The sequence below is a fragment of the Neogemmobacter tilapiae genome (assembly GCF_014652215.1).
Lineage (GTDB): Bacteria > Pseudomonadota > Alphaproteobacteria > Rhodobacterales > Rhodobacteraceae > Neogemmobacter > Neogemmobacter tilapiae.
Map to the genome: position 1 here is coordinate 179952 of NZ_BMYJ01000007.1, position 11051 is coordinate 191002.

Sequence of the window (11051 nt, forward strand, 5' to 3'; positions counted from 1 at the left end):
GATTATCCTTTGACGGCGCCAGCGGTCAGACCGGAAACGATCTGGCGCTGGAAGAAGAGGACGAGGATGAATAGCGGCACGGTGGCCGAGACGACGGCGGCGACGGCAAACATGACATTGCCTTCGTTCTGGATGGAGCCGAGGAAGCTGGCGATCTTGGGCACCATGGTCTGGTTCTGTTGCGAAAGCAGCATCGAGGTGACGGCAAAGTCGTTGTAGCCGAGCAGAAAGCTGAAGAGGCCGGTGGTGATGACGCCGGGCCACATGACGGGCATGATGACCATGCGAAACGCCTGAAAGCGGGTGCAGCCATCGACCATGGCGCTTTCGTCCAGATCCTTGGGGATGGACAGGAAAAAGCTGTGCAGCATCCATAGGGTGAAGGGCTGGTTGATGGCGACCAGAACGATGATGGTGGTGGGCAGTACGCCCCAGATGTTCAGCTCAAAGAACGGCAGCATATAGCCCGAGACAAGCGTGATATGCGGCATGGCGCGGAACACCAGCGCCGCGATGAGGATCCAGAAAGCATAGCGATAGCCCGAGCGGGCCAAGGCATAGCCACCCAAGGTTCCGATGGTCAGCGAGATGATCGTGACCGAAAGGGTGACGATCATTGTGTTGATCGCAGCCTTCCAGAATTCGTTCTTGATCCAGGCGCCTTCATAGCCTTGCAGGGTAAAGGCGCTGCCGGTTTGGGCTTGGGTGCGGGTGCCTTCGATGGCCATCCACCAAGATTGGCGCGAGAAGAAATCCGCCTCGACCTTGAAGCTGCCCCAGACGGTCCAGACAAAGGGAAAGGCGGCGGCGATGAGCCAGATGACCAGAAAGACGGTGGTCAGGGTTTTCAAGGCCAGCGGGCGGCGGTTTGCGATATCCGTCATGTCAGGCTGCCTTGCGGTTGAAGTCGCGCCAAGTGCGCAAAAGGACGGGGGCCAGAAGGATCAGGACTCCGGCGATGGTGATGACCGAGGTGGAGGCGGCCGAGCCGAAAAGCTGGGCGTCCTGGCCGACCAGATCGTTGAAGACAAGCCATGAGAGGGAGGTGGCATTCGCCTCGGCGGAAAAGCCGACGATGGGTTCAAAGACGCGGAAATTGTCCATCAACTGCACCAGCGCGACAAAGGTGGCGAGGGGGGCGAGATGGGGGATGATGACAAAGCGCGTCACCTCCCACCGGTTGGCCCCGTCAATGCGGGCGGATTCCATCGTGTCCTGCGGCACGGTTTGCAGCCCGGCATAGAAGACAACAAAGGAAAAGGGGCCGTTGGTCCAGATGCCGTAAACCAAAAGGACGATCCATGTCATGATGGGCGAGGCGCGCAGCGAGAGGCCGGGATCACCCGTCAGGCTTTGCAAGCTGGCCCCAAGGATGCCCGAAGGGTTGAACATCCAAGACAGGATGAGCGAGCCGACCAAGGGGGTGATGATCATCGGCAGCAGCGAGAAAAAGATCACGGGGCCTTTCATCAGGCGCGGCAGGGTGTTGACCGCCAAGGCCACGGCAAAGCCAAGGGCCATCGCCAAGGGCGTCACCACAAAGCAATAGAGAAGGGTAAACGACAGGGCGCGGTAGAAGGGCAGGTTGAAGATGCGCGAAAGGGTATCGCCGAAACCCTGATTGTTGGACAGGATCGCGCCAATTTCATCGACCGCCAGATGGTTGCGGTTCAGGTAATTGGCAAAGCCTGCAAATTGACCCAAGGGGCGTTCCTCGCGCAGCGCCTGCATGGCGGCGTGATCAACGCGCGTTTCCTTTTCGCAGCCAAAGGGGGTGCAGTTTTCGACGGTGATCAGCACCGCCTCATGCTGGACGAACAGCGACTGCACGATGACCGACAGGATGGGCAGCGTGATGAACAGCACCATCGCAAGGATGGATGGCGCGATGAAGACAAGGAAAGTGCGATGCGGCATCGGGGCAATCCAGCGTTCGAGTCCAAGGACGGGAGCGTTCGGGGAAGGCCCGGACGTGCCGGGCCATCGCCGCGATCCGCGAAAGGCGGAAAACCCGGCCGCTGCGTCGCGGCCGGGCAGGGGGCTTATTTCAGAAAGCCCGCTTCTTTGGCTGCGGCGTCATAGGCGGCTTTCACGTCGGCCAGCGCCTGATCGGCGTCTTCCTTGCCCGCGATGAAATCGGCGAGTTCGGCGGAAAGGGCGGTGTGCAGCAGACCCATATAGGGCTGCATCGGATAGGCGCGTGCGCCGCCCGAGGCATTGCCAATCACGCCAACGGCGGTCGGACCGGGTTCAAAGCCAGCCACCAGCCAGGTGGCGACATCAGCGTTCGCCGCCACGGTTTCGGGGCTGATGCCCTTGACCATCGCTTGGAAAGAGGCCTCGGCATCTTCGTCCGAGATGTTGGCGGCGATGGTGAATCCGTCCCACCACAATGCCGCCGCTGGGACCGAGCCCCCACCGATGGTCGGCGCGGCCGCAAAGCCGGTTCCGGCGATCACCTCGGGATTGGCTTTGGTCGGATCAATCGCGGCACCCGCCAGCGAACCCCATTGCGTCATAATCGCCACGGAATTGGCATCCCAGAGCTTGTTCAACTCATTCGCGTCATAAGTCAGATAATCGGGGTGCATATAGACCGTCATCGCCCGCATGGTTTCCAGAACCTTGCGGCCATTGTCGTTGTCGATGGCGAGTTCTGCCGAACCGGGGGCAAAGAATTCATCGCCCGTGCCCAGATACATATTCACGAATTCGGCGGCCAGATCCCAACCCGGTTTGTTCGAGGCGGCCAGCGGATATTCCATCAGCCCGGCGTCCTTGATCGCCTGCGCGGCGGTCAGAACCTCTTCATAGCTGGTGGGAACGGCGACGCCGGCCTTTTCCAGCACATCCTTGCGATAGAACATGTGCTGCCCGTTGCCCATGAAGGCAATGGCCATCACTTTGCCGTCGATCTTGATCAGTTGGTTCGGTTGCAGGGATGCGCCGTATTTCGCGACAAGATCATCCAGCGGGCGGATCAGCCCGTCGTTCAGCAGGGGCACGATGGAATTGTTGGCGACCACGGCGACGGTGTATTCCGCCGGGTTCACGGTCAGCGCCGGGCCTTGAATGTTCTTATGCTCGGCGGTGGCGTTGGCGGTGACTTTCACCTGATCGGTCGCGCAAGACATGGCCACATCGTTCACGATGCGCAGCGCCTCAAAATCATTCGACAGGATGCGGACGGAACCCGCGCCCTGAATGCCGCAATCGGCGAAGGCGGCGCTGGCGGCGAACAAGGCGGCCGCACTTGCCGCGAAGGTCTTGGTCATTTTCATGGTTATACTTCTCCCTTCTGCTGGCGAAAGCTGGCTCGCCGTTCTGGCATTTGTTTCAGGCAGGGCAACGGGCCAACCCAGCATGGCCCCTAGGCGCACCCCACCTGTCACAAAAAGCTAAACATCATTTGCATACGATTGCAAACATATTATCTGCCCTACCCAAAAAACGCGAGCAAGCTGTTTTGTGGATGCAAAAGAAAACGGCCCGCATGGCTGCGGGCCGCCTTGGGATTGGGCTGATCGCAAAGTCAGGCGTTCGGGTTCAGACTCGCCGCTTTGACATCGGCCATCTGCGCCAGTTTGATCTGCACCAGCGCCGAAGCCTCGTCATAGACGCGCCATTCATCGACGATCTTGCCGTTCTTATAATGGAAATGCGTGATGCCCATAATCTGCACGCGTTTGCCGGTGGGCGCTCCCAGATGGTTCAGAATGCCATAGCCGATGTGATGTCCTTCCATGATCCAGCGCACGGCAACCTTTTCGCCACCCTCTTCGCAAGGGGTCGAACAGATGTGCTGCGGGGTAAAGGCCGCATCGGGGATGGAGCCGATCAGGCCCAAGGTTTGGTGGATGATCGAGGCATGGCCATAAAGTTCGGCCATCAGGGGGCCGTGATATTGCGCAGTCGGCGCATAGACCTTGGCGATGGTGCCCAGCATCTTGCGGTTAAAGACGTCATGCATCCAGCGCAGGGTGTGGCGTTCGGTTTCGGTGGCGGCGATGGAGGTATCCGCTTCGGCCTCGGGTGGGTATTGCCCGATCATGTGACGATTCTCGCCAATATCCAAGGAAACAAAGCCCTTATCAAAGCTGGCCTTGGCGATCCGCTCGGCATAGCCCTGCACGTCAATGCCCAGTTGTTGCAGGATGGCGGTCGTGTCGGCCACCACCCATTCGCGGTAGATCTTGTTTTCATAGATCATGCAGTCGGCCACCGTGCGCGAGGTGAACATCCGCCCCGTTGCTGGCCCCAGATGCCCGTTCTGGCTGTGCCGCCCCGTGCCTGTCACCAGATGCGAGGTGTAGAACCCGTCGTTTTCATTGCCCTTCCAGATGACATGCGTCGCCATGCCGCGCCGTTCGGGAAAGGAAACCAGCCGCTGGATGGTGTCGCGCACCACCTCTTCGCGGGTGTAAAGCGTGCCTGTCGTGCCATACAACACGCAGTTGTGGGTGTAGTGCGAATAGATCAGGCCGATGTCGCGTTCGTCCCAGATCAGGTGGGTGCAGCGCACGATGTAGTCGACGATGTCGGTGTAAATCTCGTCAAAGCCGCGCATGGCCTGCGTCCGCTTGGCGTTTCGCGGGGCCAGATCGGGGTAGTCATGGCGTTCCACTTGCATGACCTTTTCCGGCCGCGCCGGGGCCAGTTCACTGCCCGCTTTGGGATTTTCGCTTTTCTCGGCCATGCCCGTCTCCTGGCTATGCTTCGGCCACGACTCGGGCGGCCCAAGACTGATGCTAAATGATTGGCATAGGACTGCCTTGATTGGCATACGTATGCAAGAGAAATAAATTAAGCGCGGCTTGCGGGCCCACCGAAGGCCTTGGCGATGTGCAGGCATGGAAGCGGTCGTGCCTGTTTCTCTTCGGTCCCATGTTCAACACCAGAGGCTCGAATCGGCCCGTGTTTTCGTCAAGACCAATTGCAAGACCCTGGTCAAGCAACTGAAATGACAACAAAGAAAAGATTTGTAGGATAAGTCGGATTAAATATAGGTTGCATCGCGCGGTTGTTCCGCTTTTGCGATTGATGCCGGGTCAGGCTTGGCACGACATGTGCCCAATCAAACTGACAGAAGGGCAGAGGCCCCGATCCAAGATTAGAAACGCTCTGGGAGGAGTAGATGAGGATGAAACTTGCAAAAGCGGCTTTCCTGCTTTCTGCGCTTTGGATGCCGATGGCCGTCTGGGCCGGACCGGAAGTCGTCAGTGGACCGGGGGCCGAGCCGGAATGTTTTGCGCCCTGGTCTGCCGAGACAAAGTATCTGCAATGGCCCGCCAAGGAAGGCCCGTACCGCATCGCCTTGGTGAATGGCTTTGTCGGCAACACCTGGCGGATTCAGATGGTCAAGACCGCCAAGGCCTTTGCCGAAGATCCCGCGATGAAGGGCAAGATTGCCGAGTTCAAGGTGGTTTCGACGGGCACCGATGCCCCGGCACAATTGGGCGCGATCGAAGACTTTATCAACCAAGGCTATGATGCCATCGTCACGATTGCTGTCGCGCCCGATGGGTTCGACCGTGTGATCCGCTTGGCCGACAAAAACAATGTCGTGCTCGTGCCGTTCGACAATGTGTTGGACACCGACGCTGTGATGCAAGTGAACGAAGATCAACTCACAATGGGGCGGACCTGGGCAGAGTTTGCGCTGAAAGAATTGAAGGCCGCGGGTGTGACCTCGGGGAAAATTCTTGAAGTGCGTGGCTTGGCCGGAAACTCGGTGGACCGCGACCGTTCGCAAGGCATTAACGAAGTCTTTGCCGCCGATGCGGGGCCGTGGGAGATGGTGTCAGTCGTCGGAAACTGGGACGACGGGACAACGCAAAAGGTGGTCGCGGATGCGATTGCAGTGCATGGGCAATTCGCGGCCATTGTGGGGCAGGGCGGGTCAAACGGGGTTATTCAGGCGATGAAAGATGCCGGTCATCCGTGGGTTCCGGTGGCGGGCGAATCCGAGAATGGCTTTCGCAAGGCGATTGCCGAATATTCGGATGAAGGGCTGAAGGGGATTTCCATTGGCCAATCGCCGGGCCTTGTGGCGATAGCGATGAAGGCGGCCGTCTCTGCCTTAGAAGGCAATCCGATGCCGCAACTGATTTCGGTGCCGTTGCCTGTGGCTGACTACACGCAACTGAAGGATGGTGCGAACTTTTGGTCAGACCTGCCGGACAATTTCTTTACCGTCAATGAATTCCCACCCTGCGGCGTGAACATTTCGGGGCCCGCAATCATGGCGCAATCCGAGGCGGATTCGAACTGACAGCGGAGGGGCGGCGCATCGCGCGCCGCCCCTTTGCCGCAAAGGGATGGAAAGATGCAGGCAAAGGACCAACCCCTGCTGGAAATGCGGGGGGTTTCAAAAAGTTACGGCGGGGTTCGGGCCTTGTCGGAGGTGAATTTCAGCTGCCATGCCGGATCGACACATGGCATTCTTGGGGAAAACGGCGCCGGCAAATCAACGCTGATCAAGATGATCGCGGGCGTTCTGCGGCCCGACGCGGGCGAGATGTTCTATCGTGGGCAAAACGTGCAGTTCGCCAGTGCAGCAGAGGCGAGCGCTGCGGGGATTGTCTGCATGTTTCAGGAACTGTCGCTGATCCCTGATTTGTCGGTGGCAGACAACATCTGCCTTTTGCGTCCACCCCGCCGCTTTGGCCTGATCGACGCCAAGGCGCAGCGGCAGCGGGCCGAGGCTTTGCTTGCAAGGTTGCATTGCGAAGATCTGGACCCGCGTGCCCTGGTGCGGGATTTGTCTCTATCGCGGCGCCAGATGGTCGAAATTGCAAAGGCTCTGGCGCAGGAGCCGCAGCTTTTAATTTTGGACGAGGCAACATCGGCCCTGACGCGGCGGGATGTGGAAACGGTTTACGGCCTGCTGGGAGAGTTGCGGAGCCAGGGGGTGGCGAGCCTGTTCATCAGCCACAGGATGGCCGAAGTGGACGCCCTTTGCGATCGGCTTTCCGTGTTCCGCAACGGGCAACATGTCGAAAGCTTTGCCAAGGGCGCGAAAAGCGAGGCAGAGATTGTGCGGCTGATGATCGGGCGGGATGTGACGGCGAAATTTCCGCCGAAAGCCGATCCGGTTCCGCGGCCCGTTGTGATGACCGTGCAGGATCTGTCTTGGGAAGGGCGGCTGAAGGGACTGTCCTTCGGCCTTGGCAAAGGTGAAATTCTGGGCTTGGGGGGGCTGGACGGGCAGGGCCAGAAGGAATTGTTGCTCGCCCTGTTTGGGGTTCTGAAAGCCGTGCGCGGCCGGGTGGAGATCAACGGGATCAGCGGCCTTCCGACCTCGCCCTATGCGGCCAAGACGGCGACCACGCGGTTGGCACTGGTGCCCGAGGATCGCAAAAGCGAGGGGCTGATGCTGGCCTTGCCCATTGCCGACAACTTGGTGGCGGCAGCGATGGACCGGGTGGCGCGGGGGGGTATCATCGACAGGGCGGCCCTGGCCGCGACAATCGCCGAGGGCATCGCGCGCTTGCAGATCAAGGCAGGTTCGCCCGAGGATGCTGTGGCGACGTTGTCGGGCGGCAACCAGCAAAAGGTCGTCATCGCCAAATGGCTGATGATCGGGCCCGACATCATTCTGCTGAATGATCCCACACGGGGGATCGACATCGGCACCAAGCAGGAAATTTATCGCATGATGCGGGAACTCGCGGATCAGGGGAAATCCATCCTGTTTTACTCTTCAGATTATGCCGAGCTCAGCGGCTGCTGTGATCGGGTTATTGTCCTGTATGATGGACAGGTTATTCGCACGCTGGAAGGGGCCGCGATCACGGATGAGGCGCTGGTCTCTGCGGCGCTGAACATCGGCCAAGGGGCAGCGGCATGATCCTTTGGTTGCGGCGCAATCCGGGGTTGGCCGGTATTCTGGTTCTTTTTGCCGGTCTTTATCTGATTTACCACATGTTGCATCCGCGCGGCTTTACCTCGGCTGTGCTGATCCAGAATGCCAATGAATCGGTGGCCATCGCATTTGTTGCGATGGCGCAGACGGTGCCAGTGTTGGCGCGGGGCTTGGACCTGTCTGTGGGCGCAGTGATGACCCTGACGGGCTGCATTGCCTCGGTTCTGGTCAGTGGCACGCCCTTGGAGATTCTGGGCGGCATGGCCTTGACTCTGATCGCCGGGGCGGCGTTCGGCCTGATCAATGGCTTGATTGTTGTGCAGGGTCGAATTCCCCCGATCATGGCGACCTTGGCCAGCGGGGCCATCGCCATCGGATTGGCCCTGCTGATCCGGCCTCAGCCCGGGGGCGAGGTTGATGGCGACCTGGGCTGGGCGCTTACCAACTCGGTTTGGGATTTCTGTGACACCTATGGGCTGGCCCAGGGGGGCGCAGCTTGGTGGGTCAGGCCTTTCGCTGACTTGCCTGTGCCGCTGATCCTGCTGTTCGGGACGGCGTGTCTGGTTTGGCTTCCGTTCAAACGGACGCTGACGGGACGCACCGTTTATGCGGTCGGTTCGGCCGAGGCGGCGGCGTTGGCCTCGGGCCTGCCAGTGCGCCGCGCCCAGCTTTCGGCCTATCTGCTGGCCGGGTTCTTTGCCGGATGCGCGGGGCTGTATCTGGCGATCCAGACCTCGACTGGCAATGCCGATACGGTGCAGGCCGGGGCTTATACGCTGAACTCGATTGCCGCTGTGGTGCTCGGCGGCACCGCGCTGATGGGCGGGCGGGGGGGGGTGATCGCCTCGATTCTAGGGGCTTTTGTGTTGCGGGTCATTTCGTTCTACTTCCGCATTCTGGATATTGATCCATTGCTTCAGCCGCTGATCGAAGGGTTGGTGCTGCTTTTGGCCGTCAGTGCTGGCGCGTTTGCGGCCTTTAATGTCCGAAACCGGCTGGAGTTGATGCGATGAACAGAGTCCTTTCGACCTTGGACAGGCCAGTCTGGATCGCCTTTGCTTTGACGCTGGCCATTCTGTGCATTGGGACTGTCTATACGCTGACAACGACAGGAACGGCGCCGCTACTGCAACCGGGCTATTTGCTGCAACAGTTGCAGATCGGAGCTTTTCTGGGCTTGTGCGCGATGGGGATGATGCTGGTCATTCTGCTGGGCGAGATCGACCTGTCGTTGCCCTGGACGTTGACCGCCGCGGCGATGGTGGCCACCGCGATCGGGGGGCCATTGGCCATTCCGGCGGCTTTGGCGGTGGGGCTTGTCGTGGGGCTGTTGAACGGTTTTGGCGTATCGGTGCTGCGGGTGCCTTCCATGATCTTCACGCTGGGGATGGATACCGTTCTGCGCGGCTTGATGGTGGCGCAGACGGGTGGCTATGCCCCGCAGGATCAGGCCACGCCGATCATGCTTTGGTTGGCCAAGGGGCGTGTGCTGGGGTTGCCGGTGGCACTTGTCCTGTGGGTTCTTTTGTCGATTGGCATGGTCTTTCTATTGAACCGCACCGTCTTTGGCCGCGCCTTATATGCGATCGGGAGCAAGGAGCGGGCGGCCTATCTGTCGGGTATCCGCACCCGCCGCGTGGTCGTCGCGGCTTTTGTTTTGTCGAGCCTTTGCGCGGCCATGGCCGGTGTCTTGCTGGCGGGCTATTCTGCCAAGGCTTATCAGGGCATGGGGAATGCTTTTCTGATGCCTGCCATCGCGGCGGTGGTTTTGGGTGGGACCAACATCTTGGGTGGACAGGGGCGCTATTCGGGCACCCTGGCCGGCGTGATCTTGATTGTTCTGTTGAACTCTGTCCTTTCCATCATGCAGATGCCTGAGGCTTGGCGGCAGATTATCTATGGACTTGTCATTATCGGAATGTTGCTGATCTATCGGCGATGAATTTTTCAGGGCCAGTCTCATTTCACGCGTGAAATTGGCACTAACAGTTTGAATTTTATATAACATTATGTTTTGTGAATGCATATTCCTGCGCTGCGAAGGAACCGTTCGTCGTTGGAGGAATGCCCGCTTTTGTCAGCGTCCTGCAACCATCGTTGAAGGGTCGTTCATCGCGAAGGCTTGACGGCGGTCAAAGGCATTTGCCCGGGTGCCTTTGACTTGCACCCAGTTTATTTCATAGTATTTTAGTCAGATGATCGCCTGTTCCGTTGGGCGCATCTCTTCAAGGGCCATCGAATGAGCTTTTCGCGCCAGTTGGACTTTCGGATCGAAGGGATCACGGTCACGGCCCCGCTGCGCCATCGGGTCTTGGACGGGGTCATTGCCGATCTTTGGTCCGCGGATGGGAAAAAGGGGGCGAGGGGTTACTATCGGTCGTCCCATCCCCGCTTTGTGCTTTTCCTTGGGGATCTGGCCGGTGGCATCCAGATGACCAATGAGGCGACCACGGGCGGCGCAAAAGCGCGGCCCATGACGCGCATCACCTATGTTCCTGCTGGAATGCCGCTATGGTCAGAGTTCACCAGCGCCCGCCAGATTCAACATCTTGATCTTTATCTGCATCAACAGGTGATCCAGAAGATGCTGGCCGATAGGTTGGGGGCACCCGCCGCGCTCGCGGCGCTGCGCAGGCCGGTGGAGCTGGATCAATCGGCGGACATCGACACGCTGGGTCAACTGGTCGCGCAAGAGGTGGCGCTGCCGAAGGGGCACGATCTTTACGCGGAAAGCCTGATTCAGGCCATTGTTTGTGGCGTGTTGGATCTGTCCCCCACCACAAAGCCCGAAGGGCTGAACAATGCCCAGATGCGGCGGCTGGAACGGCATTTGCAGGCGAATATTCATCGGCGGATTGCCAATGGCGAATGGGCAGAGCTTTTGGGGTTTTCGGAAAGTTGGTTCGCCCATATCTTTAAGCAGACCACCGGCCAGACGCCGCAGCAGTGGCAAACCGAGCGCCGTGTCGCCCAAGCGCGGATCTGTCTGATGCAATCGGGCCAAAGTCTGGGGGATTTAGCGGTGATGCTGGGCTTTGCCGATCAGGCGCATCTGACAAGGGTTTTCCGCAGCGCCACGGGCCAGACGCCCGGCGTGTGGCGCAGGCAGCACCGCTTTGGCGAATAGTCGACCCCAAACCATCGTCTGAAACAAAGAACAATCGTTTGAAACAAGACCCGCCGCCCA

9 protein-coding genes are annotated in these 11051 nt (G+C 59.5%); 5 read left to right on the forward strand and 4 right to left on the reverse strand.

Annotated elements, in window-relative coordinates:
* Positions 1–2: 2 nt before the first annotated feature.
* The 4 genes from IE095_RS12665 to IE095_RS12680 form a co-directional block, all read right to left on the reverse strand.
* Entirely contained in the window at positions 3–884 is an 882-nt protein-coding gene (locus IE095_RS12665) for a carbohydrate ABC transporter permease (protein WP_189412036.1), read from the reverse strand.
* 1 nt (position 885) lies between these two features.
* The gene (locus tag IE095_RS12670) at positions 886–1917 is read right to left on the reverse strand and encodes a carbohydrate ABC transporter permease (RefSeq protein ID WP_189412037.1); all 1032 of its coding nucleotides are present in this window, start codon (positions 1915–1917) and stop codon (positions 886–888) included.
* Between the two features lie 125 nt (positions 1918–2042).
* Positions 2043–3275: an ABC transporter substrate-binding protein gene (locus IE095_RS12675; protein ID WP_308428902.1), complete on the reverse strand. Its 1233-nt coding sequence runs from the start codon at positions 3273–3275 to the stop codon at positions 2043–2045.
* Positions 3276–3532: 257 nt separating this feature from the next.
* A complete protein-coding gene (locus IE095_RS12680; RefSeq protein ID WP_189412039.1) occupies positions 3533–4696 on the reverse strand; it encodes a nuclear transport factor 2 family protein in 1164 nt (387 codons plus the stop codon).
* 444 nt (positions 4697–5140) lie between these two features.
* On the opposite strand from IE095_RS12680, the gene IE095_RS12685 reads away from it, so the two are divergent.
* From IE095_RS12685 to IE095_RS12705, 5 genes are all read left to right on the forward strand, one after another.
* The gene (locus tag IE095_RS12685; RefSeq protein WP_229804764.1) at positions 5141–6271 is read left to right on the forward strand and encodes a sugar ABC transporter substrate-binding protein; all 1131 of its coding nucleotides are present in this window, start codon (positions 5141–5143) and stop codon (positions 6269–6271) included.
* Positions 6272–6325: 54 nt separating this feature from the next.
* Entirely contained in the window at positions 6326–7849 is a 1524-nt protein-coding gene (locus IE095_RS12690; protein ID WP_189412041.1) for a sugar ABC transporter ATP-binding protein, read from the forward strand.
* Positions 7846–8877, forward strand: coding sequence for an ABC transporter permease (locus IE095_RS12695; protein WP_189412042.1), 1032 nt, complete (start codon positions 7846–7848; stop codon positions 8875–8877). The genes IE095_RS12690 and IE095_RS12695 overlap by 4 nt, the downstream gene beginning before the upstream one ends.
* Positions 8874–9806 (forward strand): ABC transporter permease, encoded by a 933-nt coding sequence (locus IE095_RS12700; RefSeq protein ID WP_189412043.1) that lies wholly within the window; start codon positions 8874–8876, stop codon positions 9804–9806. The genes IE095_RS12695 and IE095_RS12700 overlap by 4 nt, the downstream gene beginning before the upstream one ends.
* Before the next feature lie 297 nt (positions 9807–10103).
* The gene (locus tag IE095_RS12705; protein ID WP_189412044.1) at positions 10104–10991 is read left to right on the forward strand and encodes a helix-turn-helix domain-containing protein; all 888 of its coding nucleotides are present in this window, start codon (positions 10104–10106) and stop codon (positions 10989–10991) included.
* The last annotated feature ends 60 nt before the right edge of the window (positions 10992–11051 follow it).

Excerpts from the sequence above, each read along its gene's own strand:
- IE095_RS12665 (WP_189412036.1), bottom strand. The coding sequence starts at position 884 with ATGACGGATATCGCAAACCGCCGCCCGCTGGCCTTGAAAACCCTGACC.
- IE095_RS12670 (WP_189412037.1), bottom strand. The coding sequence starts at position 1,917 with ATGCCGCATCGCACTTTCCTTGTCTTCATCGCGCCATCCATCCTTGCG.
- IE095_RS12675 (WP_308428902.1), bottom strand. The coding sequence starts at position 3,275 with ATGACCAAGACCTTCGCGGCAAGTGCGGCCGCCTTGTTCGCCGCCAGC.
- IE095_RS12680 (WP_189412039.1), bottom strand. The coding sequence starts at position 4,696 with ATGGCCGAGAAAAGCGAAAATCCCAAAGCGGGCAGTGAACTGGCCCCG.
- IE095_RS12685 (WP_229804764.1), top strand. The coding sequence starts at position 5,141 with ATGAAACTTGCAAAAGCGGCTTTCCTGCTTTCTGCGCTTTGGATGCCG.
- IE095_RS12690 (WP_189412041.1), top strand. The coding sequence starts at position 6,326 with ATGCAGGCAAAGGACCAACCCCTGCTGGAAATGCGGGGGGTTTCAAAA.
- IE095_RS12695 (WP_189412042.1), top strand. The coding sequence starts at position 7,846 with ATGATCCTTTGGTTGCGGCGCAATCCGGGGTTGGCCGGTATTCTGGTT.
- IE095_RS12700 (WP_189412043.1), top strand. The coding sequence starts at position 8,874 with ATGAACAGAGTCCTTTCGACCTTGGACAGGCCAGTCTGGATCGCCTTT.
- IE095_RS12705 (WP_189412044.1), top strand. The coding sequence starts at position 10,104 with ATGAGCTTTTCGCGCCAGTTGGACTTTCGGATCGAAGGGATCACGGTC.